Here is a 23,724-nt window from a genome sequence, read left to right on the forward strand (position 1 = left end):
GCGTAAATAAACCACCCATTTTAAATGTCTGAAACCCTTGCAAACAATTAATTACGAATTACGTTAGCGCAGCGTTAGCGACGCAGGAGCGTCATTACGAATTACGAATTCCGCCTTGCGGTACTAGATATCCCCAAAAATATTCAGTCTACTTCAGTAGACTTTAGCTATGAGCCAGAGAATTCATTCTCTGGCGGGTTATGAAGCCCGCAGCGAAGCTATTTCTAGCTTAAATTGACACCAATGGCGTCTCGCCCGTCCGTGCGGGCAAGATGCCCACACTACAAGAAGAAAAATCTATTGCAACATTTTAGTCTTGACACGCTACTACACTAACTCCTAACTCCCCGTAGCGTTTGACACTGGGGGCAAAAATGACTAGATCGCCCAGCTAACCTAATTCGTTGAATTGCTGTACCACAAACTCGACATGGTTCTCCAGCGCGGTTATAAACCCAGGCAACACCACCATAGTTGCCATTAGTACCTTTAACGCTTAAAAAATTACTAAAAGTTGTACCACCAGCCTCAATGCTGGTTTCCAACACTTGAATGATAGCTGTTCGCAAAGGCTCAATTTGCTTTAGCTGCAAATCCATACACAAAGTTTCAGGTAAAATTCCACTTTTAAACAATGCTTCATCGGCATAAATGTTACCTAATCCCGCCACCACCGATTGATCGAGGAGCGCAGTTTTAATTGGACGGCGGCGATTTTGGAGTTTGCTTGCTAGATATTCAACAGTAAATTCGGGTGAAAATGGGTCTGCTGCCAGTTTTGCCAAACCAGTCATAATACTTTCTACAGCGACACCAGGCGGAACCCACCACATTTTCCCGAAGGTCCGCTGATCAACAAAGCGCAATTCCTGCTGATCCCCAAAGAATAATCTAACCCGCGTGTGCTTATGTAATGGTTCATCTCGATGCAGCCATAGGAGTTGACCGGTCATTCGCAGATGAACCCCTAGCCAGCCGGTTGATGAAGGGGAAGATGAGGAGAGTTCGGCGAGGAGATACTTGCCGCGACGATGCCAAGTAGCGATGGCATTCTTTTTAATTCCATCAACAAACTCACCAACAGAAAACGGGTAGGCGATGGTGCGATCGAGCAACACATCTCCACCCGTGATTTCTTGATTGAGGGTCAATTGATTTAGACCCCTTCGGACTGTTTCAACTTCAGGCAGTTCAGGCATTCAAGCTGATTAAGCAGGCAATTTTGATGTATTTGAGGGATTAAGGAAAAAGAGATGGGGTAGTAACTTACATAGCCGTAGATGGCTCGTATTACTACCCAACAGAAACCGTAAATACCCGCAGGGCGGCTCTCATAGATTAGGGTAGGCTAGGATGAAGAATGAATGAACTGAAAATTTCAGATTTCATACTTCAGACTTAAGACTACCCTTCATCATCGCATCAAACAACCCCTTTATAGCTTTGCTGCTATTTTTTAGGTGGTTTAGCCTTTGGTGCTTCAACCTCGACTAATTCATCCTGAGCAAAGTTGTTGGTATTGATACCAGAGTAATTGACCTTTTCAAAGCGGACAATTACAGGGTATTTGATGCCGCTTTGGTCAATGGAAGCCACAGTTCCAAGATCCTGAAACCAGTAGGATTCAGGGCGGAGAATACGTACTTTAGAACCACGTTGAACCATGATTATTTTCCCTTTTAGTTATCAATCGCCAATCTAGAGGGCTAATTGATTTCACTCTACAACCTGAAGGTCGTTGCTAGAGTCTTTGTTAAGTTATTTGTCTGAATTGGGGATTGGGAATTGGGCATAGGGCATGGGGCATGGGGCATTGGGCATTGAATATTAGTTATTCTTTCTCCCTCATCCTCCTCATCCCCCTCATCTCCCACTCCCCCCACAATTAAGAATGGTATCAGAACCTACTTGACAAGGTACACGTTATAGCTTACCTTCATTCGCAAATAGTATTTTGGTACATACTTATGTTTTACTCAATATGAATACACTACCCTCGTTACCTCTGCCGATCCGCAGATCGTTATCTATATAAGTGATATCTAACCAGCCTTGCTGTTTATCACTCTTGATTACAAAATCAATTCCGGGAAATTTTCTACCTTCTTCAATTTGTTGGATAAAAGTTACCGGAGAATTGTATTCTATTAAACGTTGTAAGCCGATAATAGACCGCTCGAATTTCACTTGGACACGCCGATCTGAAACTGGCTCAAATTTAGCAGCAACGCTGACTAATCCTTCCAAATAAGGTAAGCCATAAATCTCAGCAATGTTGTAAACACTGGTAGTCTCTACCCGGATACACTGATAGATTTGACCTAGTTTGCACAAAGGTAGACGATCTAAGTTTAAAAGAGCCTTGCTAGTGGTGTATAGTAATCGCCAATTGCCATCTAGCAAATTACTAGCTTCCACCGGACGGGGTGTAGGATTAAAGTCTTCTAAGTTAGCGATCGCAGCTAAGATAGCCTGTTTCTGTGTTTGGGTCGCTAGTAGACCGCGATTTGTACCAGCGATCGCATCCATAAGAGCCGCTTTTCCCATCATCGCCTGTCACCTCTAAAATCACTCACTTTCCATCAGCATAAACAAGATATTAAGGACATATATGTAGAGCCATAAAAATTACTAAGAACCGCTTGACTAAGCCTTATGCTTATTAAATAAAAAAATTTCTATCTGAGTGCGGATTTATCAACTAAAGGGTTGAAAAGATAACTAAATTAATCCGTGTCAAGTGATAGACTCTAAATGTCAACTTACGTAAACCTTTTCTTGTCCTCACTCGATATGTTGAACTCTCCATTACGTGAAGTAGCCCGTAACCAACGAGCCGATGTCATCCCCCTAAAGCCAGAGTCCTCTTTGTTGGACTGGTTGAAAACCAACGGCCGGATTATCGCGCGTGACGTTCACGAACCGGATTTTCGAGATAACGAAGAAGGAATAGATTCTTTAATGGGTGTAGATGATGGAATTGGCTACGACCTCGATGATGATGATGATGATATAGGAATCGCTGAGGATTAGCCTTTTCAGGTTAGGGACTTGGTAGTATCCCTAGTTCCTGGTATTCAATTTTATTAAGTGTGGAGTGAAGGGAAACTTCTGTGGACGCTAAATTATCTCCTGAGCAAGGATTAAACATTTCTGGAATCGCTCTAGCCTCTTTATTAGCTGTAGGGCTAGGTACAACAGCATTTTTCTTGGATTCGATGGCCAATCGGCTACCGTGGCAAAGTATGTCACTAACTCTGCCACTACTTTTGTGTGCTATGGGTTCAGGTTTAGTGGGCTATTGGGTAATACCCCTACTTCAAGCACTCAAAACTGGACAAATAATCCGCGAAGATGGGCCCCAAGCTCATCTCAAAAAGGCAGGAACTCCTACAATGGGCGGTATATTTTTTATACCTGTGTCTGTACTGCTTGCCTGTATATTGTCTAATTTTTCTAAAGAGGTGCTTGCAGTTTCGGCTTTGACAATCAGCTACGGATTGATTGGCTGGCTTGACGATTGGCAAATTCTGCGCCGTAAATCAAATAAAGGTATATCTCCCCGGACAAAACTAGCTTTGCAGGTGAGTTTTGCAGCAGTCTTTTGTCTATGGCTGATGTTTAATCAACCTTCTAATATTACAAATATTGCTTTGCCTTGGGTGAACTTCACACTACCTTTAGGATTCCTATTTTGGCCTTTAGCAGGTTTTGTACTAGTTGCAGAAAGTAATGCGACTAATTTAACAGATGGTATTGATGGCTTGGCAGCAGGAACAGTTGCGATCGCACTTTTGGCATTAGGTGCTATAGTCGCACCAACAGCACCAGGATTGATGGTTTTCTGTGCTGCTTTAAGTGGTGGGTGCTTAGGTTTCTTAGCCCATAATCGGAACCCAGCCCGCGTTTTTATGGGAGATACTGGTTCCCTTGCACTGGGAGGAGCTTTAGCTGCTGTAGCATTATTGACAAATACCTTAGTAGCTCTGTTCATTCTCAGTGGTATCTTCTTTGTAGAAACCCTTTCGGTGATGGCACAGGTAAGTTATTACAAAGCCACGAAAGGCCCCGATGGCAAAGGTAAACGCCTCTTCAAGATGGCGCCTTTACACCATCATTTAGAACTTACAGGCTGGTCAGAATTGCAAGTGGTTGGGGTATTTTATATAATCGCTGCTATTTTAGCTAGTATCTGTTTAGCGTAGGCGCAGCCCAACCTAGGCATAGCTCCATTCTGAATGTTTTAAAAACTACTTGAATATAAAAAAACAACTCCTACATCTTCAGGGAGTTGTTTTTTTATACGGGAAATTTATAAGTTTCTGATTTTTATGCTGTACTGACACTTAATGCAGACTGAAGAGTTACTTATTTCAACGCTTGCGGTATTATAAATTCTGAATTCTGAATTCTGAATTCTGTATTCTTCTTCAATTAAAGGTATTCACATACTCTCTAACTCGATTCTTTCCTGTTCGCTTTGCCTCAAGCATCGCTTGATTTGCCCGATTCAACAAATCCTTAACCGTAATTCCTGGTTCTGATACAGCTATTCCAAAAGAAGCAGTGATGCTTTCAAGGATCTGATCACCATCCTTCAATTGCATTTGTTCAATATCTAGCCTTAATTGTTCTACTCGCTTTCTGAGCGTTTCCAGTGTCATATTAGGCATGACAATCACAAATTCTTCACCACCCCATCTGCAAGGAATATCAAAAGAGCGAATAGATTTTAACAGCAGTTTTGCTAATCCCTGGAGAACGATGTTGGCAGTTACGTGCCCATAGCGCGAGTTGTAAGATTTGAAGTTATCAATATCAAGGAAAATAACACTAAGAGGTTTTCCTGACCGTTCAGCTTCAGCTAGCCTTTGTTCCGTTATGCTTTGCATATAGCTTTGATTGAATAATTGGGTCATTCCATCCCGCAAGCTATCATGGGTTAGACGTTGTTTTATCGATAAATTATTGAGTGCAATGCCTAATGTTCTAGCAATAATCTCAGTAATTTGTTGATCTTCTGGACTAATTTCTTCAAGTGCATCAATGTGTAAGATCCCAACTACTTCGCCTTGTCCAAACAATGGAACACATAAATGTGTGCCGCTAACTGGCCGTATTAAATGACTGCACATTAGTCCTGAATTACGAGGCGAGAAAAGGTTAAATTTTCCTCTCCGCAATGCCCAACAATCAGATAGTGAAAATATTTCTTTACTACTTCTTTTAGCTCCCCAAAAACTATTCATCTGAACATAATTCTTGGAATTAGCAATTCTATAGATAGAACCACTCATATTAGGAAATAGCTTAGAACAGGTTAAAGCGACCACTTGATACACCTCATCTTCAGACTCGCAGGAATAAAGCATATCTGCCATATCTGAAAGAGATATAAGTTCTCGTTTTTTTGCCTCTAATTCCAGTGTTTTTTCTTCTAGCTGCTGATTTAGGTCAGTGAGCGATCGCTGTGCTTCTATGGATTCTGTAATATCTATACTGATCCCACCGATGCGGTAAGCGCCCGTTGCGTAATCATTAAACGGAAATTTAAACGATAGCCAGTAGCACGGCTGATCGTTATCAGATATCTTTACCTCTTCAATCAGCTTCAAGGGACGTAGAGTTTTCAAAACGACTCGATCGTTTTCCATTACCCGCCGTCCCTCTTCTGGATCTGGCAAGAATTCACTATCCCTTTTCCCCAACCATTCTTGTGGATCTACCGAAAATTTAGACTGTAGCTCCTGGTTGTAGTAAAGCAGTCTAGATTGCTCGTCTTTGATATAGGCTGCAAAGGGGCCATGATCTAAAAATAGCTGTTGCATCTGCTGGCTGCGTTGAAGTTCGCGGGTATCTTCTTGAGATTTGGCGATCGCCTTTACAACTTGATAAGCGGTTGGCGTTAGGTAGAGTAAGGCAGACAAGGAAATAAACGCCATTACATCAAGTACGCCTAAGTGCAACAGCGATACTGCCGAATGTGGCTCAAAGATTGCCAAAAAATGATGAAATCCGCAAAATAGTACGAATCCACCTGATAAGAAAAAGGCTAGCCAAAATTTAGAAGGAATAGTTGCTTTAGTTTTAGCAAAGAAGACCCCTATTACTATGGGGATACCAAAGTATGAAAATGCAGTGATGCCGTGAGCAATTATGGAATTCCAGTAAATAGGCTCCATTACTGACCTGATATTAACATTTCATCCGTTTCACTATAATTCTGGGTAGTCTCAAGATGTAAGTGTAGAAAGGATGATTTCAGTATGTTTGTGGCTGAGTTTTATGGTGGCCCTCTGAAAGGCTGCTCATTTCACCCCCTTACAAACCTGACTTACCAAGTGAGTGATTTCGGGTAAGATGAGTTTTTCCATCGCCAGTCGCACAGCGTTGCTGGAACCAGGAAGCGAGAAAATTAATTTATCTTGATAAACACCAGCGACAGCGCGAGAAGCGATCGCCCGCGAACCAATTTCTTGATAACTTAAAAAACGAAATAACTCACCAAATCCAGGCAAAGTTTTCTCCAGTAACTTCTCAATGGCATCGTAGGTAGTATCTCTTGGTGCAATACCTGTACCACCATTGAAAATTACAGCATCCAAATTTGTGCTTTTACCCAGATTTTCTATCTGCTCTTGAATTTGTGTTGGTTCATCTTTGATAATCGTGTAAGCTCCTACAGCATGGTTAGCACCAAGAAGTAACTGCTGAATTAGCTGACCACTTTTATCTGTTTCAGAAGTGCGTGTATCGCTGACAGTAACTACAGCACAAGTTACGAAAACTCCAGACTCGTCTGGGTGGGGTTGTGGCATTATATGTCACTCATAAATTTTCACCAATGGATAATTGGGCATGGTAAATGGCGCATTCATTGAGCATGACAATTACCGATGCCCCATGCCCCATGCCCTATGCCCTATGACTCATTTTTACTCAGTCCCAGATCGTTTTCTTCTGCATAGCGCTCCATGAAGCGCATAAAGCGCTCCCATTCTTGAGCAGATTTCATCACGTAAAGTGCTTCTAATTCTTCCGGTTTCCCGTTGATGAATTTAGCCTTAACTTCACGGGTAATTATCTCGCCTTCTTCGTCAATCAAGTACATCCCGGTAATATCTTCGGTAGTACCTTGATCTAAAATTTTTGGATTCGTAAAAATAAACGTCGCTGTACCACTGTCTCCAGTGCGCGATCGCGTCAAGCGCACATCTGGAGTTACCTCTTCGTCAAGACCTCTAGAAAACTGGATTTTCGCCATGATGAATGAATTTAAACTTTGGTGATGGTTAATTTAATATTCTCTCATCAATTAGAACACCACGGTCTAGAGGCTACTGTTATTCCTTTTTTGGTATATATACTTAAATTGCTTCTTTTTCAAGTAACAAAGTTACAGGGCCATCGTTTTCAATTGTAACTTGCATCATTGCACCAAATTTACCTGTTTCCACCTGTAATCCGCTAGCTCTTAACTTAGCAACAAAACGATTATACAAATCTTCTGCCGATTCGGGAGCGGCTGAACGGTCAAAAGAAGGACGGCGACCTTTGCGACAGTCACCGTAAAGCGTAAACTGACTAACTACTAACAAATCGCCACCGATTTCTTGTATAGATTTTTGCCATCGGTCGTCTCCTTCTTCGTCAGGAAACAACCGCAATTCTAAGCACTTACGCACCATCCAGTCGATTTCAGTATCAGTGTCGGTATTCGCAATACCCACGAGTAAATTTAGCCCCCGCCCAATTTTGCCGACAATTTCACCATTAACTGTAACTTGAGATGATTTGACTCGCTGAATAACAACGCGCATTTTAATCTAAAGGTTTATTAACGTTTCAATTTTAGAGCGATTGCATTCTTAAACTGCAAACTAAATATAGAAAGAATGAGCGCTTACCATCTGATAAAATCTCTTAATGTTTGTAAGTTACTTGCTGAAACTTTCTCCAATGATTTTGCCACTTGGCTGTTATGAGAATCTATCAACCTGACTGAATTAAGTCCTTCTGAACTTTCTCTTGAACCAATCCGTGCCGATGCGCTGATATTGCTCCAATCCGATGAAGTTGTGCTGCATCTGGAGTTCCAAACCCAGCCCAATGCTGATTCCATTGCTCAAAATCGATGGCGGAGCCATCAAGAATGCATTCCCAGGTGGAACCTGGGAACGAGTATTAAACTTTTAACTTTTGTACAGACGCGATTGATCGCGTCTCTCCTAACTTTTATTTGCCAAAACCTTTACCGCGAGAGGTTGAAGGTAGACAAATGCAGTTTTCGAGTTGACTAATTAAAGCCTCACGATCTAAATTTTGACCAATTAGCACTAGCTGATTTTTCAATTTACCTTTCCATTCATCATCATCCAAGGTGAAGCGTTTACCGCAAAGGTGGAAAATATGACGCTTCGGACTTTCGTCAAACCACATAATCCCCTTCGCTCGGAAGATATTTGAGGATAGCTGGTTATCTAAGAAATACTGAAACTTCCTAATAGAAAAAGGCTTGTCACTTTGGAAAGAGATGGAAGTAAAACCATCATTTTCTAAATGGTCAGAATGATGGTGATGATCGTGATGGTCGTGGTCATGGTCGTGATGATCGTGACCGCATGTTGAGTGATCGTGATCATCATGATCGTGATGGTCGTGTTCATCCACCACTGTGTCAAAATATTTATCTGACTCAAACAGACCAACACTCAAAATTAAAGGAAGTGGCACTTGCGATCGCGTAGCACGAATAATTCTTGCTCCTTCCTTAACTTCGTTGATTTTTCTTTCCAACTCATTCAAAGTGGCTTCATCAACTAAATCAGTCTTGTTCAGCACAATGACATCACCATAGGCAATCTGGCTATATGCTGCCTCAGAGTTAAATAAATCTAGGCTGTAATTCGCCGCATCTACTACGGTAATAATCGAATCCAAGCGGGTTAAATCCCGCAACTCTGTGCCCAAGAATGTTAACGCTACTGGTAGCGGATCTGCTAACCCAGTTGTTTCCACTACTAGATAATCTAGATTTTCTTGGCGTTCTAAAACTTTGTAAACTGCATCTACTAAATCATTATTAATAGTGCAGCAGATACAACCATTACTTAGCTCCACCATGTTCTCACCAGTGGAAACAATTAGCTCGTTGTCGATGCCAATTTCACCAAATTCATTCACTAGAACAGCGGTTTTTAAACCCTGTTGGTTGTTGAGGATATGATTAAGTAAAGTCGTCTTGCCACTACCGAGGAAACCCGTAATGATTGTTACTGGCATTCCTTGTTTGGGCGTATCCATTGCGGAAGAGTCGGGTGTAACTGCTGATTGCATAGCGCTGTTATCAAATAGTCAAAAAATAGTAATGTAGCGCAGATAGTCCAGAAAACACTAGCATAGGGATGCTGGACTGTCATCCCAGCTGCCTTACCCTATTATTACGTATCTCCTTATTTCAGCATTACTCTGTTATGACCCTAACCCTTTACAATACCCTCACCCGTCGTCAAGAACCGTTTGAAACAGTCGAACCAGGCAAGGTTAAGATGTATTACTGCGGCGTGACGGTGTACGACTACTGCCATTTGGGTCATGCGAGAGCTTGCATTGTTTGGGACGTAGTACGCCGATATCTCCAGTTTATCGGTTATGAAGTCCGATATATCCAAAATTTTACTGATATTGATGACAAGATTCTAAATCGATCGCGGCAAGAACATTCATCAATGGAAGCTGTAGCCGATCGCTTTATCAAAGCATATTTTGAGGATATGGCGCGATTGGGAATCAAAGAAGCCGATGAGTATCCCCGTGCTACCCATACGATGAATGGCATTCAGCGGTTAATTCATGAGTTGGAAAATAAAGGTTTTGCTTACCCTGCTGACGGCGATGTGTATTATGCAGTACGGCAGTTTGCTGAGTATGGCAAGCTTTCGGGACGCAAGTTAGAAGATATGCAAGCCGGGAAAAGCGAGCGCGTCAACGTAGAAGACCCAGAGTACCAGAAAAAGAAAGACCCCTTTGATTTTGCCTTGTGGAAAGCAGCAAAACCGGGAGAACCCGCTTGGGAATCACCTTGGGGCGCAGGTCGTCCGGGGTGGCATATAGAATGCTCGGCAATGGTGCGCGATCGCTTGGGTGATACGATCGATATTCATGCTGGTGGTGCTGACTTAATTTTTCCCCATCACGAAAACGAAATTGCCCAATCTGAGGCTGTAACAGGAAAACCTCTGGCGCGTTACTGGTTACATAATGGCATGGTGAAGGTAGATGGTGAAAAAATGTCCAAATCTTTGGGCAACTTTACCACTATTCGAGACTTGCTGGATCGAGGAGTTGACCCGATGGCAGTTCGGTTGTTTGTGCTAACGGCTCAATATCGCACACCCATAGATTTTACCGACGAAGCGATCGCCGCAGCAACTAACGGTTGGCACACGATTAAAGAAGGTTTACTTTTCGGCTACCAATACGGTAAAAAACTAGGTTGGGATTTAGGGACTGGGGACTGGGGACTAGGGACTGGGAATATCCCAATACCCAGTACCCAATACCCAGTACCCAATCCCCATATTGAACGCTTTCAAGAAGTTGTAAATAACGACTTTAATTTTCCTGGTGGCTTAACAGTGCTGTTTGAATTAGCTAAAGAACTGCGCCGTGAGGGGCATATTCTTGTGCATGAAGGGAAAACCGAAACTTCCCCTGATGAGTTACAGCGTCAATGGCAAACTCTTGTCACATTAGCTGGAGTCTTGGGTTTAGAAGCCGAGATAGAAGCCGAAACGGACAAGAGTAATGGTTTAAGCGATGCGGAAATTGAGGCGAAAATTCAGCAAAGACAAGAAGCACGTATTGCCAAAAATTTTGCCGAAAGCGATCGCATTCGTGACGAACTTCAAGCAGAAGGTATTACGCTAATTGATAGCCGTGATGGCACGCGCTGGCACCGGAATTAGAGAAGACTGGGAGGAATTGAATTCTTCCCAATGCCCAATTCCCCATTCCCCATTCCCCATTCCCCATTCCTTAAATTATGTGGTCTGAACTTAGAAAAGCGATCGCTAGTTTCGATATTCCTGCTGATTGGATTGGTATTAGAGCCGTAAAAGAGACTTCTACTACCCGTTTAGTCCGTGACGCCTTACCCCAAGTAAACGGCAAATCCTTCACTGTCGGAGCCATGCTGGAAGTTTTGGTAAATGGCTGTCTGGGTTATGCAGCAACTAACTCTCTGGAACTGTCTTCTCTCCAAGCCGCTGCCCAAACAGCCTATAAACAGGCACTAGCAGCCAGTGAATGGTGGATACATCCTTTCCGTGAAAGTGAGCGTCCTAAAGTCGTTGGTGAATATAAATCTCCATTTCTTGAGTCTTTGGATGCTCTGAGTCCGGGAGAAATCAACGATTTATTGGTTCGTATTTGCCAAACACTGAAAGTTGACGACAAGATTGTGCAAACCATAGCCAGTGCTAGCACAACCGAAAAAGAATCTTGGTTTGTCAGCAGCAACGGCTCAGAAGTCTATCAAAAAATCCTATCTATAGGCACTCATTATGGAGTAACTGCTCAAGATGGAACAATTGTACAGCAGCGTAGTAACAACGGCTCCCAAGCAAACTGTTACCAAGGTGGATTAGAACTTTTACAACAAGAAAACTTATGGCATCGGGTGCGGCAAATTGGCGAACAAGCGGTAGAACTTTTAACAGCAGAAGAATGCCCAACCACCCGCACCAATTTAGTTTTAGCACCAGACCAAATGATGCTCCAAATCCATGAAAGTGTCGGACATCCCCTAGAAATTGACCGAATTTTGGGAGATGAGCGTAACTATGCTGGGGGCAGCTTCGTTAATAAAAGTGATTTTGGCAACCTAGTATATGGTTCGCCACTGATGAATATTACTTTTGATCCCACCGTGCCTGGTGAATTTGCCAGCTATGGCTTTGATGATACGGGTGCTGTCGCAACAAAGGAATATTTGGTTAAAGAAGGTGTACTCCAACGGGGTTTAGGCAGTCTAGAGAGTCAAGCTAGAGCAGGTGTAGCAGGAGTTGCTTGTGCCCGTGCTTCCTCATGGAATCGACCAGCGATCGATCGCATGGCTAACTTGAATTTAGAGCCTCTAAACGGCACTTTTGAAGACATTATTGGCGGCATAGAACACGGCGTTTACATGGAATCTAACCGATCTTGGTCAATTGACGATCGCCGCTACAAATTTCAATTTGGTTGTGAGTACGCCAAATTAATTGAAAACGGCAAACTCACCAAAACCCTTCGTAACCCTAACTATCGCGCCACAACACCAGAGTTTTGGCATAGTTTAATTAAAGTCGGAGATGCCACAAACTGGCAAATGTATGGTACTCCTTATTGTGGTAAAGGAGAACCAAATCAGGCTATTTCGGTAGGACACGGTTCACCTGTTTGTGTATTTGCGAATGTTGAAGTTTTTGGTGGAGGAACTTAGATAATTCGTAATTCGTAATTCGTAATTCGTAATTGCGTTATCCCATCTACCTATTCCCTTTTAATATTTAATATCTATGAAAATTGAGGAATTATCTGCATTAGAAGTCAGCTTTAATCGACTGATTGAAAGTCTGTTGATCAAAAAAGCAGAAAATGAGCAATTCACTGTGAGACTTAGCAGTGAAATAAGTCAATTTACTCGTTTTAATCATGCGAAAGTCCGACAAACCGGTTGTGTTGCTGATGGTTGGATAGAACTGACTTTGATGAAAGATCAGCGCAATAGTGTTCGGCAGTTTCCCTTTACTGGAAATTGGGAGGTAGATTGGCAGTTAGCATATACTGCTTTACAAGAACTACGTGAAGAACTTATTCTATTACCTATCGATCCATATCTAGTTTTACCATCAGGAAATAATACCAGTCGAGAAATACATTCTGGGAATTTATTGGCGGCGGAAGCAGTAGTGCCAACTGTGCTAGAACTAGTTGCAGGATTAGATTTTACAGGTATATATGCAGGAGGAATAGTAATTAAAGCTTATGGTGATTCTAGTGGTCAAAAACACTGGTTTGCTACTGATTCTTTTACATTAGATTATTCTCTATTTTCCCCATCTGAACAAGCAGTAAAGGGCACATTTGCAGGTACTAATTGGGATGAATCTGCTTATATCGCCAAAATTAGCGAAGGCAAAAAGCAACTCGAATTGCTTGCTCGTCCAGTTAAAGAATTGCCACGGGGACAATATAAAACTTATTTTGCACCTGCTGCTGTTGCAGATTTATTACTAATGCTTTCTTGGGGAGCAGTAAGTGAAGCTGATATCCAACAAGGAAACAGTGCTTTAGCTGCTTTATCGCGTCAAGAAAAACAACTGTCTCCAAGATTTAGTTTGAAAGAAAACTTTCAACGCGGATTAGTACCACGATTTAATGAATTGGGAGAAATAGCCGCACCGGAGTTACCTGTAATAGAAAAAGGACATTTGGTAAATACTTTGGTGAATTCTCGGACTGCTAAAGAATATCAAAAAATCGCCAATGGTGCTAATGGTTCAGAGACTTTACGAGCGCCAGAAGTGAGTCCGGGAAATTTAGAATTTGAGCAGATTCTCCCGAATTTAGATACAGGATTATATGTATCAAATTTACATTACTTGAATTGGAGCGATCGCCACACTGGTAGAATCACAGGTATGACTCGCTACGCTTGTTTTTGGGTAGAAAACGGAGAAATTATTGCACCCATTGAAAACTTACGTTTTGATGAAAGTCTCTATCGCTTTTGGGGAGAAAATTTAATAGATTTGACTACTTTTCAAGAATTTATTCCCGAAGTAGGAACTTACGAAAGTCGCCAACTAGGAGGTAGTTTAGTTCCTGGTATGCTGGTGGAAGATTTTACTTACACCCTATAATCCAATAACGCTTGGGTTAAGGCAATAGACGCGATAAATCGCCGTCTCTACAAAAGACTGATTATTGTAAAGACGGCGATTTATCGCGTATTTGCGATTAGCGGCGTGTCATCAAAAAACCTTATCTGAACCGTATTGGGTACCGCTATATTAATAATAAAATTATCCCAATGCTAAAATCATCTATCTCTGTAAACTGCATTAATTACAATATCTTTGATACTTAGGTAAAGAATTAATAGCGACAATAAAAATTGCCCAAATTGATTAATTGGATCTAAACGCCAACCTTGATATAACAAAATTGCTCCACTTGACAACATTATAATTGGCGTAAATATAAGTTGGATAATGTAAAGGGCTAAAGCCCAACCTCTAAGTCTGGTTCCACGTTGTGCGAGCCAAGCTACTGTTAAAATTAAGTAAATAATTGCCCAAAACAAATAAATAATTCCAATTAAGCCAGCTATATTTACTCCAAAGTTAACTTGGGCAAAAGTAAGCATTTATTAAAAATCCTGCTTAATTACAAGCCACAATTTTAAATCTATTAGTAGGTAGATTCCCTAAAAGTCTTCCTTAATGGAAATTGTTGGGTTAAGCAATAGCGAAACCCAACTTATAATTTTTCCCCATCTCTCATTACAACCTCTATCTTTTTTTACCAGGAGGTGAATTGCGCTGGGTGAGGTTATCAATTTGCAATTGTTGGCGTCCATTGGTGATAATTCGCAACATCTCTTTGAGATCCTGCTCGATATTTCCCAAAATGCCATCGGCATAAGCATCAGCACCATCTTCAATTTCTTGAGCGTGAGCGATCGCAGTTTGCCTCATTTGCTCTAACTCTTGCTGACAAGCATACCGCTTGCGGTCAATCTCGGCGAGGGTTTCTTGCATTATTCCCTCACACTCTTGTTGCACCTGTCGCCGCAGTTGTTCAGCTTCCTGTTCTGCATGTTGAATAATATCGCTTTCAGCTAAAATTTGCGCTCTTTTTGCTTGTGCGGCCTCAACAACCTGTTGTCCATACTCTTCCGCCTCTAGCAGAATTTCATTCTTTTGTTCTAGAATCACTGCTGCTTCTTGAAAAAGTGATGGTAAAGCAAGGCGAATGTAATCAAGCTGATCTAGCAGCTTTTCTTCATCTATGAGTGTGCGTCCCGTCAGCGGAATCCTGAGACTAGAGAGAACCATTTCCTCTAGGCGGTTGAGTTCCTGCTGAATATCTATGCTTCCCTCTCCACCGAGATACTCTTGAGGGGGGGGATTGCTTCCGTTGAGATTGGAGTCAACATTGGAGATTTGTGATTGTAGCATTGGTATATATCTAGGGCAATGTGTGGAGGAACGAGATGATCGATAGAGCCACCAAACCTTGCAATCTCTTTTACCACACTACTACTTAAAAAACTATACTCATTTGAGGTTGCAAGAAAAACTGTTTCTATTTGGGTAGAAAGAGTTTTATTGGTGTGAGCCATTTGCAGTTCCACTTCAAAATCTGACACAGCCCGTAAACCCCGGAGCAAAACTTGTGCTTGTCGCATTTGAGCGTAGTTAACGGTAAGACCATCAAAGCTGTCTACTTCTACATTCGGTAGATGTTGTGTAGAATGACGGATCTGATCTAGCCGCTGCTCCACGCTAAAAAGTGGCATTTTATTGGGGTTCCGCAGTACAGCGACAATCACCCGCTCAAACAGGCGACTACCGCGCTGGATGAGGTCTAGGTGTCCCAAAGTGATGGGGTCGAAGCTACCAGGATAAATAGCTATCACAATTTTAAATATATCAAAGTTGTTTAAGTGATTATATCGAAACCGTTTTGTGTAACTTAATCAAATCTACCATCTTACGCTCTGAGTAAGGATACGAAACTCAATTGTTTTGTGGCACAAGTTATGCTCAACTAGGCGTTAGGAACTAGACTCCTAAATATGAATACTGAATTTTTACCTACTTCCCTACAATGTTGTGGAGAATTGAAGTGTAGTTATAGTATTCAAGACCCTAAAAACTCCGTACTTAGCAAAGTGCGCGGGTAGTTAACAAACTTTTCTAGGTAATTTTTCATGGTACTGGATCTTTCCATCTTACCTTTGGCGTTTCAATTTACTTCTCCAGGGCCGATTTTGCTGAAAATAGGGCCACTAACTATCCGTTGGTATGGCTTATTGATTGCTACAGCAGTGTTAATTGGCGTCATCCTTTCCCAGAATTTGGCAAAGCGCCGCAATGTTAATCCTGAGTTGTTAGGTGATTTGTTCTTTTGGTTATTAATTGGGGCAATTCCTGGCGCACGGCTATATTACGTTTTCTTTGAGTGGCCCAAATATGCTTCAACTCCAGAAAAAATCTTTGCCATCTGGGAAGGAGGTATTGCCATTCATGGAGCGATTCTTGGTGGCGTTTTGGCTGCGTTAATCTTTGCCAAAATCAAGCAGGTTTCTTTTTGGCAACTGGCAGATTTAGTAGCGCCTTCGCTGATTTTAGGGCAAGCGATCGGACGTTGGGGCAATTTCTTTAATTCGGAAGCTTTTGGCGATCCTACCGATTTACCCTGGAAGCTTTATATTCCACCAGACCATCGTCCTCTAGGATATGCTAGTTCTGAATACTTTCATCCCACCTTCCTCTACGAATCTCTGTGGGATTTAATGGTGTTTACGCTATTAATAACGCTGTTTTTCCGGTCTTTAGCCGGTAAACCACGTTTGAAGGTAGGCACAATATTTTTAGTTTACTGGCCAGCCTATAGTTTAGGACGCTTGTGGATTGAAGGCTTTCGCACTGATAGCTTAATGCTGGGGGAATTACGCATTGCACAAGTAGTCAGTAGTCTCGGAATTTTATTGGGATTAGTTGGATTAGCTTGGCTTTACTTACTCAAACGCCCTTTACCTGATGTCGTTCCTACTTCTAAGGTAAATGAAGAGAGTGGGAGATGAGGAGAGTGGGGAGTGGGAGAGAGGATGAATGACAAATGACAAATAACTAAAAAATAAAAAATGCCCCAGAGTATTCTCTAGGGCTTAACCAGGGTGCATCTACCATTACTATCTACTAGGGAAATAGGGTGAATCCGGAAAGATACTGAATAAATTGCCAAAATATTTTTTTGAGAGATTGCCATGTGTTCTTCTAAAAGTGAATATACAGAAAGTCTAAGCTATAAAAAAACACTATACGCTGTAGAACCATCTGTGTATATTGTCGGAGCAGGCCCCGGAGATCCTGATTTATTAACGGTGAAGGCGCAGAAACTACTGGCTGCTGCTGATGTGATTTTATTTGCTGATTCTTTAGTACCCGAACAGATTTTAGAACTTTGCCGAAAAGATGCGGAGATAATTAGGACTGCGAATCAGACTTTAGAAGAAATTTTGGCGATTATGATCGATAGGGTGCGATCGCAAAATAAATCTCTAGTCCGTCTCCATTCTGGCGATCCTAGTCTCTACAGTGCCATCCACGAGCAAATGCACCTCCTCGCAGAGGCAAATATTCCTTTTGAAGTTATACCAGGTATCAGCGCCTTTCAAGCCGCTGCTGCCAAACTCAAAGTAGAATTGACTGTCCCTGGTTTAGTCCAAAGCATCATCTTGACTCGCATCAGCGGACGTACAGAAGTCCCCGCCACTGAAGAATTAGCCACTCTGGCAGCACATCAGGCTAGTCTTTGTCTATATTTGAGTGCGCGTCACGTCGAAAATGCCCAAGCTAAATTACTCGAACACTATCCAGCCGAAACCCTCATTGCAATTTGCTTTCGCATCGGCTGGCCCGATGAAAAGATCAGGGTTGTTCCTCTGAATCAAATGGCAGATTGCACTCATGAAGAAAAACTAATTCGCACTACACTTTATATCATCAGTCCAGCACTTTCGCCGGCAACGGGGCGATCGCGTTTATATCATCCTGAACATAACCACCTATTTCGCTCGTCTCATAACTAAATGGTGGGAATTGGGCATTGGGCATTGGGCATTGGGCATTGGGCATTGGGCATTCAATAGGGTTCGGTTAAGAAAATTCTAGATCCAAAGACGCGATAAATCGCCGTCTCTACAAGGATCAATCTTTTGTCTTGACGGCGATTCATCGCGTCTCTTGCCTTAACCGAACCGTATTGATTGGGAATTAGGCATTGGTTATTTATTCTCCTTGTCCTCCTCATCTCCCTAATCTTTGTACTCTGTACCTCTGCATTTAGATAAACTTAATAATGTTAATAAAATCCAAAATCCCAATTCACTACTATGCCATTAATTAAAGTGCAAACTTCTGCTGAATCTCCTCAAAAAGCTGAAATTGAGTCAATGCTTTTAAATCTATCAGCTAAGTTAGCGAAACATTTGGGAAAACCAGAATCTTATGTAATGACTGCTTTTGAACCAGGAATTCCCATGACTTTTGCCGGGAATACAGACCCGGTTTGCTACATTGAAATTAAGAGTATTGGCACGATGAAGCCAGAGCAAACCGCAGCAATGAGTCAAGACTTTTGCCAGCAGATTAACCAAACTCTCGGTGTGCCGAAAAATCGCATTTACATAGAGTTTGCAGACGCTAAGGGTGCAATGTGGGGCTGGAACGGCACAACTTTTGGCTAATTAGTCGTCTTCTTTGGTCAAGACTAACTTGAACTGGCAGGTGTAGGATAGAGATTCAACACCAACTCGTGATTTTTTTATGTCTGCTACGCCTCTTGTATCTCAGGTTGACTCACACAACCCAGAAAAATCAGAATTAACCCCTCCCCTTCTCGGTGCTTCTTTGGCAGAGTTAACTGCTTGGGTGCATCAGCAAGGACAACCTACTTACAGAGGAAAGCAGCTGCATGAATGGATCTATGACAAGGGAGTGCGATCGCTATCTGATATTTCTGTCTTCTCCAAACAATGGCGTGCAGAGCTAGCAGAAGTTCCCGTAGGGCGCTCAATTCTACATTACCGCTCTGAGGCTCCCGATGGTACGGTGAAATATCTTTTACGATTAGCAGACGGGCAAATTATTGAAACTGTAGGCATCCCCACCTTTGCAGAAAGGGGAGAAGGCCCAAAAGCCCGTCTGACAGTTTGCGTCTCTACTCAAGTGGGTTGCCCAATGGCGTGTGATTTCTGCGCTACTGGTAAGGGAGGCTACAAGCGGAACCTTGCACGGCACGAAATTGTTGATCAGGTGTTGACTGTGCAAGAAGATTTTCGGCAACGGGTTAGCAATGTGGTGTTTATGGGACTAGGTGAACCGTTGTTGAATACTGAGAATGTCCTAGCAGCATTAAAATCTCTAAATCAAGATGTAGGTATAGGACAGCGATCGCTTACAGTTTCTACAGTTGGAATTCGCGATCGCATTCGTCAGTTCGCGCAAAATAATTTGCAAATCACTCTGGCTGTAAGTCTCCACGCACCCAACCAAGCACTACGCGAAAAACTCATCCCCAGCGCCCGCGCCTATCCTCTAGAAGATTTGCTGGCTGAATGTCGGGAATATGTGGAAATCACTGGACGCCGCGTTACTTTTGAATATGTTCTCCTTGCGGGTGTTAATGATTTACCAGAACACGCATTGGAACTTTCAAAATGTATGCGAGGATTTCAAAGTCATGTGAATTTGATTCCTTATAATCCCATTCAAGAAGTAGACTATAAACGCCCTAACCGCGATCGCATTGAAACATTTGTCAACGTCCTCAAGCAGCAAAATACTGCCGTTAGTGTGCGTTATTCCCGTGGTTTAGAAGCCGATGCAGCTTGCGGGCAATTGAGAGCCAGTAAGAATTAAACAAGCTCAGAGGTCAGTAGTTGCTCCAAAAAGACCTTGGTAAAAATTGTTATATTAAGGTTAAGCGATCGCTAAAACCAATCTATAACAATTGACGAGATAATTCTATGTGGAATCGCTCATTGATTCTTAAATTCTGGCTATTAGTGATTGTTCTTGCAAAAGCTTTGCCAATGAATTCTGCTGCATACGGACAAATAATTCAGACGAATCCTCAGCAACCTGAATTATCTCAAGAAAAAATGAGACAACAACAAGAGGAGCAAACTCAGCAAACACAAGAGAAATTGAAGGAAACATGGCTACGCCTAAACCTTCAACAACCCCAACAACAACAACAACAGAAAATACAACAGCAAGAATTTACACGACAACGGCAAGAACTAATACGTCAGCAACAACTGAGAATACAACAACAAGAAACAAGACTACAACAGCAAGAATTTACCCGACAGCAACAACTGAGGATACAACAGCAACAACTCAGACAAGATCAACAAATTAGACAACAGCAAGAATTGAGATTAGAACAACAGAGACGACAGCAACAACTCAGACAACAGAAGAACACGCTGTGAAGTGTTCAAAATTTCTGATAAATAACTTTATCAATAAGAATTCTGTAGGAGTTGATGCAATACGATTCGGTTAAGGCAAGAGACGCGATAAATCGCCGTTTTTACAAGAATCAGTCCTTTGTAGAGACGGCGATTTATCGCGTCTTTGCGATTAGGGTTTAAAACCTAGACCCTAGTGGGCGAAACGATGATTAAATATTCTTCCTTATTAAAACTCTATCCCTTTGTGGATAGAGTTTTCTGTATTCTTAAAAATTAGAGAAAACATTCTCAAATTTTCAATTTATCTTATCTAGCGGGTGCATGAATGCCAGGGGCATAAGCCTCAATCACTTTGCCGGTGCGAGTACAACTAATCATTAAGTAATCACAACTTGGGCATTGTGTGCGAGTTAATTGGCTATCAGAAATATAATAACGCTCTGCATGACTACCACAATTTGGGCAGTAAATCTTTTGTACTGTCTGCATTTTAAAACCCCTGGTTGTAATTATTTTTTATTTGGTAAAGCTACAAGTTAAACCCGTAAAAATTCTGGTTCGACCCAACTTAACAAACTGCTGTAATATTGGCTGATTATTTTAAACAAAATTTCAGGTTTGAAAACTTTTCGATATCTTGATCTATTATCCTAGAATATAGGTGATTTTACCCTCCAACTTTAGATACATAAATTATTTTTTAATTAAATACTGCTTAGAGATTTACTGATCCCCATAATTAATGCTTTGAGAGAACCTTGTTTATAGTCATTTCAGACGAATACAAAAAAAGCCGTTCTTGTATTCAAAAATTAAAACCCAGAAAATACTGTATCTTTAGTCACAAAATATCTATCTTAAGATTTAGTTAATATTTGCTGGCAATATTTATCGAACAGAATTCAGGAGTCAGGAGTCAGAATTCAGCAATGTTTTCTGTATGACTGGCGGATGAATGACCGGGTTTAAGACCCCCACCAAATCATAGATTTGGTGGTTTTCAATTCCTGCGCCGGTCTGAATCCCCGACTGATTTATTCTGACTCCTGAATTCTGACTTCTGAATTCTTCTTCAAGAGATTGAATTCTGTAAGATAATCTAATGAAAACTACCAAACTTTATGAGAAGCGGCTTCCTTCGCTCGGAACTTCAGGAGCCGCTCAGAGTTTCCTAAAAATTTCAAGCCGGATGAAAATAATTGTAAATTTCTTGAGCCAAACGCGGCCCAATTCCTGCGACTTCCGCGAGTTGTGTTGGTGTTGCTTGTCGAATATAGTCAACTGAGCGAAAATGTCCTAGTAGCAGCTTTTGTCGATGATGTCCTAAGCCAGGAATTTCATCTAAACGCGATCGCTTCAATTTATCACTACGTTGCTGACGATGAAAACTGACTGCAAATCGATGCGCTTCATCGCGCAACCGCCGCAACAACTGCACCCCTGGTTGTTCTGCATCAGTTGTCAAGGGTTTAGATTCTCCCGGTAAAAAAATCTCTTCTCGCTGCTTCGCTAAACTCACAACTCGCAAGTCTTCTAATAAATTCATCTCTTGCAAAACGGCGATAACTGAAGATAGCTGACCTTTCCCGCCATCAATCATGATTAAATCAGGCCAGTCTGGATTACCCAAACGTGCTAATTGCTGATTTTCCCCATACTTACGAAACCGCCGCCCAATAACTTCAGCCAGACTGGCAAAATCATCTGAATGTCCTGCTGTCACCGTGGGATTTTTAATTTTGTAGTGGCGATAGTGCTGTTTGGCGGGTAATCCGTCGATAAATACCACTTGCGAAGCTACAGCATTTGACCCCTGAATATGGGAAATGTCATAACCTTCAATGCGGTGGGGTGCATCTGGTAAATCGAGAATGGTGGCTAAATCTTGCATTGCTTGGTGATTGCGATCGCCAAATTTTTGCATTCTTTGCAATTCATACTGGGCATTTCGCTCTACCATCTCAATTAATTCTGCCTTAGTTTGGCGCAAAGGAGTCAAAATCGTGACTTTTTTACCTTTACGTTGAGTTAAGACATCCGCCAATATCTCCACATCTGGTAAATCATGCTGTACCAAAATTTCTAAAGGTATTTCTACTGAGTCAGCAGTTTGGTAATGTTCCTCCAAAGCTCGTTGTAAAATAGCTCCCGGTTCTGCGTGAGCATCCGCCACAAAAGCTAAACGTCCTACCAATTGACCAGCGCGAATCTGGAACAGTTGAATACAGGCGTGCTGTTCGTCGGCTGCCAGTGCGATCGCATCCCGCGAAACTGTATCATCTGGTAAGGAAACCTTTTGGTCAGCTGTCAGCGACTTTAACCCAGAAATTTGATCGCGAATCCGCGCTGCTGACTCAAAATTCAAGTTTTCGGCGGCGGCGTTCATCTGTTGAGTCAAAATATCAATCAGTTCTTGAGTTCGACCTTGGAATACCATCGCCACCTTTTGGACAATTTTGCGATATTCTTCTGGTGAAATCAGCTTTTGACACACACCCGGACAACGCCCTAAATCATAATTTAAGCAAGGACGGTCTTTGAAAAGTGGTTGAGGTCGTTGTCTTTGGGGAAAGATGCGTTTACAGATGCGGACAATTTCTCGCAGTAACCCAGCATCAGTATAAGGCCCATAAAATTTATCCTTTTCTTTTCCGAACTGGCGTTTACGGGTAATAAAAATTCGCGGATAATCTTCTGACCAAGTAATGCAGAGATAGGGATATTTTTTATCATCTTTGAGCAGCACGTTAAAGTATGGCTGGTGCTGCTTAATCAAGTTGGCTTCGAGTGCTAGAGCTTCGGCTTCAGTATCAGTGACAATGAATTCAATTTCTGTCACCAACTTGACCATCGTGGCGATGCGTTCACTCTTGTTGTAGCCATCCCGGAAATAGGAACGAACACGCGATCGCAACTTACGTGATTTACCTATATATATAATGCGATCGCTGTTGTCCCGCATAAAATAAACCCCCGGTTCCGGTGGAATTTCGGCTAGACGGTTTTCCAGTCGTTCTGGTTCTTTAACCAGCGGTAATATTTGCGTAGATATTGTCACAACGAAAATTAGGTAATCTTTCTCTATTTTAAGAAAAATAATTTTTTCGTGCCGATTTAACAGACTATTTATCAAGTAAATATAAAGTTGGCATCATGATCTACATACACCAGAGTACTGGTGACTGGGGATTGGTGACTAGGTGGTAATCTGAGAGGTTTTTAGTCTACACAAAGAGAAACCTATAGACGCTTGCTGCTATGGCTTTCTGTAGGGTGGATGGGTTTCCAAGCTAGATGTTTACCTGAAAAAATGCTGCAAACATCAGAACTTTGAAGTAGACAATAGTTTGTTTAGCTGCGACTTGAGTCATCGACTACTACTGTTAGAGGATGTTTGAAAAGTCATGATTGATGTATAAAATTTTTTTACCCCACCCTAGCCCTACCCTTATAAAGGGGAGCCACTG

23 protein-coding genes and 1 pseudogene are annotated in these 23,724 nt (G+C 41.9%); 11 read left to right on the plus strand and 13 right to left on the minus strand.

The features are described from left to right. Positions 1 to 332 precede the first annotated feature (332 nt). The 3 genes from A4S05_RS32700 to A4S05_RS32710 form a co-directional block, all read right to left on the minus strand. Positions 333 to 1,199: a DNA-formamidopyrimidine glycosylase gene (locus tag A4S05_RS32700; protein WP_069073931.1), complete on the minus strand. Its 867-nt coding sequence runs from the start codon at positions 1,197 to 1,199 to the stop codon at positions 333 to 335. Positions 1,200 to 1,449: 250 nt separating this feature from the next. Then, positions 1,450 to 1,665 (minus strand): photosystem I reaction center subunit IV, encoded by a 216-nt coding sequence (locus tag A4S05_RS32705; protein WP_069073932.1) that lies wholly within the window; start codon positions 1,663 to 1,665, stop codon positions 1,450 to 1,452. Between the two features lie 300 nt (positions 1,666 to 1,965). Beyond that, positions 1,966 to 2,550: a PAP/fibrillin family protein gene (locus A4S05_RS32710; RefSeq protein ID WP_069073933.1), complete on the minus strand. Its 585-nt coding sequence runs from the start codon at positions 2,548 to 2,550 to the stop codon at positions 1,966 to 1,968. Between the two features lie 243 nt (positions 2,551 to 2,793). On the opposite strand from A4S05_RS32710, the gene A4S05_RS32715 reads away from it, so the two are divergent. Together A4S05_RS32715 and mraY are read left to right on the plus strand one after the other, a co-directional pair. Further along, the gene (locus tag A4S05_RS32715) at positions 2,794 to 3,033 is read left to right on the plus strand and encodes a DUF3134 domain-containing protein (protein WP_069073934.1); all 240 of its coding nucleotides are present in this window, start codon (positions 2,794 to 2,796) and stop codon (positions 3,031 to 3,033) included. An 80-nt stretch (positions 3,034 to 3,113) separates the two neighbouring features. Further along, positions 3,114 to 4,205: a phospho-N-acetylmuramoyl-pentapeptide-transferase gene (gene mraY / locus A4S05_RS32720; protein WP_069073935.1), complete on the plus strand. Its 1,092-nt coding sequence runs from the start codon at positions 3,114 to 3,116 to the stop codon at positions 4,203 to 4,205. Between the two features lie 225 nt (positions 4,206 to 4,430). Here mraY and A4S05_RS32725 read toward each other — a convergent pair whose 3' ends face one another. From A4S05_RS32725 to dtd, 4 genes are all read right to left on the minus strand, one after another. Continuing rightward, entirely contained in the window at positions 4,431 to 6,182 is a 1,752-nt protein-coding gene (locus tag A4S05_RS32725; protein WP_069073936.1) for a diguanylate cyclase, read from the minus strand. A gap of 126 nt (positions 6,183 to 6,308) precedes the next feature. Further along, complete coding sequence (locus A4S05_RS32730) at positions 6,309 to 6,818, minus strand: MogA/MoaB family molybdenum cofactor biosynthesis protein (protein ID WP_069073937.1); 510 nt, start codon at positions 6,816 to 6,818, stop codon at positions 6,309 to 6,311. A gap of 104 nt (positions 6,819 to 6,922) precedes the next feature. Beyond that, positions 6,923 to 7,264, minus strand: a complete 342-nt coding sequence (gene psb28 / locus A4S05_RS32735; protein ID WP_069073938.1) for a photosystem II reaction center protein Psb28 — start codon at positions 7,262 to 7,264, stop codon at positions 6,923 to 6,925. A gap of 103 nt (positions 7,265 to 7,367) precedes the next feature. After that, positions 7,368 to 7,820, minus strand: a complete 453-nt coding sequence (gene dtd / locus A4S05_RS32740; RefSeq protein ID WP_069073939.1) for a D-aminoacyl-tRNA deacylase — start codon at positions 7,818 to 7,820, stop codon at positions 7,368 to 7,370. A 75-nt stretch (positions 7,821 to 7,895) separates the two neighbouring features. Here dtd and A4S05_RS43840 point away from each other — a divergent pair. Beyond that, a pseudogene (locus A4S05_RS43840) lies at positions 7,896 to 8,117 on the plus strand (hypothetical protein); the annotation flags it as partial. 118 nt (positions 8,118 to 8,235) lie between these two features. On the opposite strand, the gene A4S05_RS32745 reads toward A4S05_RS43840, so the two are convergent. Next, entirely contained in the window at positions 8,236 to 9,336 is a 1,101-nt protein-coding gene (locus A4S05_RS32745) for a CobW family GTP-binding protein (RefSeq protein WP_069073940.1), read from the minus strand. A 137-nt stretch (positions 9,337 to 9,473) separates the two neighbouring features. On the opposite strand from A4S05_RS32745, the gene cysS reads away from it, so the two are divergent. The 3 genes from cysS (at position 9,474) to A4S05_RS32760 (ending at position 13,907) form a co-directional block, all read left to right on the plus strand. Then, positions 9,474 to 10,967: a cysteine--tRNA ligase gene (gene cysS, locus A4S05_RS32750; protein ID WP_069073941.1), complete on the plus strand. Its 1,494-nt coding sequence runs from the start codon at positions 9,474 to 9,476 to the stop codon at positions 10,965 to 10,967. 77 nt (positions 10,968 to 11,044) lie between these two features. Next, positions 11,045 to 12,484 (plus strand): TldD/PmbA family protein, encoded by a 1,440-nt coding sequence (locus tag A4S05_RS32755; protein WP_069073942.1) that lies wholly within the window; start codon positions 11,045 to 11,047, stop codon positions 12,482 to 12,484. A 76-nt stretch (positions 12,485 to 12,560) separates the two neighbouring features. Continuing rightward, entirely contained in the window at positions 12,561 to 13,907 is a 1,347-nt protein-coding gene (locus A4S05_RS32760) for a TldD/PmbA family protein (RefSeq protein ID WP_069073943.1), read from the plus strand. A gap of 179 nt (positions 13,908 to 14,086) precedes the next feature. Here A4S05_RS32760 and A4S05_RS32765 read toward each other — a convergent pair whose 3' ends face one another. From A4S05_RS32765 to coaD, 3 genes are all read right to left on the minus strand, one after another. After that, entirely contained in the window at positions 14,087 to 14,413 is a 327-nt protein-coding gene (locus A4S05_RS32765) for a Ycf66 family protein (RefSeq protein ID WP_069073944.1), read from the minus strand. 145 nt (positions 14,414 to 14,558) lie between these two features. Next, positions 14,559 to 15,227, minus strand: coding sequence for a hypothetical protein (locus tag A4S05_RS32770; RefSeq protein ID WP_069073945.1), 669 nt, complete (start codon positions 15,225 to 15,227; stop codon positions 14,559 to 14,561). Further along, positions 15,137 to 15,688: a pantetheine-phosphate adenylyltransferase gene (coaD, locus tag A4S05_RS32775; RefSeq protein WP_069073946.1), complete on the minus strand. Its 552-nt coding sequence runs from the start codon at positions 15,686 to 15,688 to the stop codon at positions 15,137 to 15,139. Before coaD ends, A4S05_RS32770 begins: the two co-directional genes overlap by 91 nt. A 294-nt stretch (positions 15,689 to 15,982) precedes the next feature. Here coaD and lgt point away from each other — a divergent pair, with 294 nt between their 5' ends. The 5 genes from lgt to A4S05_RS32800 all read left to right on the plus strand — a co-directional run bounded on the left by lgt (position 15,983) and on the right by A4S05_RS32800 (position 20,275). Further along, positions 15,983 to 16,858, plus strand: a complete 876-nt coding sequence (gene lgt / locus A4S05_RS32780) for a prolipoprotein diacylglyceryl transferase (RefSeq protein WP_069073947.1) — start codon at positions 15,983 to 15,985, stop codon at positions 16,856 to 16,858. A 183-nt stretch (positions 16,859 to 17,041) separates the two neighbouring features. Beyond that, positions 17,042 to 17,866 (plus strand): precorrin-4 C(11)-methyltransferase, encoded by an 825-nt coding sequence (cobM, locus tag A4S05_RS32785; protein WP_069073948.1) that lies wholly within the window; start codon positions 17,042 to 17,044, stop codon positions 17,864 to 17,866. A gap of 303 nt (positions 17,867 to 18,169) precedes the next feature. Beyond that, positions 18,170 to 18,523, plus strand: coding sequence for a phenylpyruvate tautomerase MIF-related protein (locus A4S05_RS32790; protein WP_069073949.1), 354 nt, complete (start codon positions 18,170 to 18,172; stop codon positions 18,521 to 18,523). 79 nt (positions 18,524 to 18,602) lie between these two features. After that, complete coding sequence (gene rlmN, locus A4S05_RS32795; RefSeq protein ID WP_069073950.1) at positions 18,603 to 19,697, plus strand: dual-specificity RNA methyltransferase RlmN; 1,095 nt, start codon at positions 18,603 to 18,605, stop codon at positions 19,695 to 19,697. Positions 19,698 to 19,804: 107 nt separating this feature from the next. Continuing rightward, positions 19,805 to 20,275: a hypothetical protein gene (locus A4S05_RS32800; RefSeq protein WP_069073951.1), complete on the plus strand. Its 471-nt coding sequence runs from the start codon at positions 19,805 to 19,807 to the stop codon at positions 20,273 to 20,275. 288 nt (positions 20,276 to 20,563) lie between these two features. Here A4S05_RS32800 and A4S05_RS39650 read toward each other — a convergent pair whose 3' ends face one another. Both A4S05_RS39650 and uvrC read right to left on the minus strand, forming a co-directional pair. Further along, positions 20,564 to 20,746, minus strand: a complete 183-nt coding sequence (locus A4S05_RS39650) for a replication restart DNA helicase PriA (protein ID WP_084227354.1) — start codon at positions 20,744 to 20,746, stop codon at positions 20,564 to 20,566. 691 nt (positions 20,747 to 21,437) lie between these two features. Next, entirely contained in the window at positions 21,438 to 23,315 is a 1,878-nt protein-coding gene (uvrC, locus tag A4S05_RS32805) for an excinuclease ABC subunit UvrC (RefSeq protein ID WP_069073970.1), read from the minus strand. Between the last annotated feature and the right edge of the window lie 409 nt (positions 23,316 to 23,724).

Origin of the sequence: Nostoc sp. KVJ20 (genome assembly GCF_001712795.1) — a bacterium.
Taxonomy (GTDB): Bacteria; Cyanobacteriota; Cyanobacteriia; order Cyanobacteriales; family Nostocaceae; genus Nostoc.

What these genes read in the sequence shown, in the direction of transcription:
- A4S05_RS32700 (WP_069073931.1), bottom strand. Translation starts at nt 1,199, where the DNA reads ATGCCTGAACTGCCTGAAGTTGAAACAGTCCGAAGGGGTCTAAATCAA.
- A4S05_RS32705 (WP_069073932.1), bottom strand. Translation starts at nt 1,665, where the DNA reads ATGGTTCAACGTGGTTCTAAAGTACGTATTCTCCGCCCTGAATCCTAC.
- A4S05_RS32710 (WP_069073933.1), bottom strand. Translation starts at nt 2,550, where the DNA reads ATGATGGGAAAAGCGGCTCTTATGGATGCGATCGCTGGTACAAATCGC.
- A4S05_RS32715 (WP_069073934.1), top strand. Translation starts at nt 2,794, where the DNA reads ATGTTGAACTCTCCATTACGTGAAGTAGCCCGTAACCAACGAGCCGAT.
- A4S05_RS32725 (WP_069073936.1), bottom strand. Translation starts at nt 6,182, where the DNA reads ATGGAGCCTATTTACTGGAATTCCATAATTGCTCACGGCATCACTGCA.
- A4S05_RS32730 (WP_069073937.1), bottom strand. Translation starts at nt 6,818, where the DNA reads ATGCCACAACCCCACCCAGACGAGTCTGGAGTTTTCGTAACTTGTGCT.
- psb28 (WP_069073938.1), bottom strand. Translation starts at nt 7,264, where the DNA reads ATGGCGAAAATCCAGTTTTCTAGAGGTCTTGACGAAGAGGTAACTCCA.
- dtd (WP_069073939.1), bottom strand. Translation starts at nt 7,820, where the DNA reads ATGCGCGTTGTTATTCAGCGAGTCAAATCATCTCAAGTTACAGTTAAT.
- A4S05_RS32745 (WP_069073940.1), bottom strand. Translation starts at nt 9,336, where the DNA reads ATGCAATCAGCAGTTACACCCGACTCTTCCGCAATGGATACGCCCAAA.
- cysS (WP_069073941.1), top strand. Translation starts at nt 9,474, where the DNA reads ATGACCCTAACCCTTTACAATACCCTCACCCGTCGTCAAGAACCGTTT.
- A4S05_RS32755 (WP_069073942.1), top strand. Translation starts at nt 11,045, where the DNA reads ATGTGGTCTGAACTTAGAAAAGCGATCGCTAGTTTCGATATTCCTGCT.
- A4S05_RS32760 (WP_069073943.1), top strand. Translation starts at nt 12,561, where the DNA reads ATGAAAATTGAGGAATTATCTGCATTAGAAGTCAGCTTTAATCGACTG.
- A4S05_RS32765 (WP_069073944.1), bottom strand. Translation starts at nt 14,413, where the DNA reads ATGCTTACTTTTGCCCAAGTTAACTTTGGAGTAAATATAGCTGGCTTA.
- A4S05_RS32770 (WP_069073945.1), bottom strand. Translation starts at nt 15,227, where the DNA reads ATGCTACAATCACAAATCTCCAATGTTGACTCCAATCTCAACGGAAGC.
- lgt (WP_069073947.1), top strand. Translation starts at nt 15,983, where the DNA reads ATGGTACTGGATCTTTCCATCTTACCTTTGGCGTTTCAATTTACTTCT.
- cobM (WP_069073948.1), top strand. Translation starts at nt 17,042, where the DNA reads ATGTGTTCTTCTAAAAGTGAATATACAGAAAGTCTAAGCTATAAAAAA.
- A4S05_RS32790 (WP_069073949.1), top strand. Translation starts at nt 18,170, where the DNA reads ATGCCATTAATTAAAGTGCAAACTTCTGCTGAATCTCCTCAAAAAGCT.
- rlmN (WP_069073950.1), top strand. Translation starts at nt 18,603, where the DNA reads ATGTCTGCTACGCCTCTTGTATCTCAGGTTGACTCACACAACCCAGAA.
- A4S05_RS32800 (WP_069073951.1), top strand. Translation starts at nt 19,805, where the DNA reads ATGTGGAATCGCTCATTGATTCTTAAATTCTGGCTATTAGTGATTGTT.
- A4S05_RS39650 (WP_084227354.1), bottom strand. Translation starts at nt 20,746, where the DNA reads ATGCAGACAGTACAAAAGATTTACTGCCCAAATTGTGGTAGTCATGCA.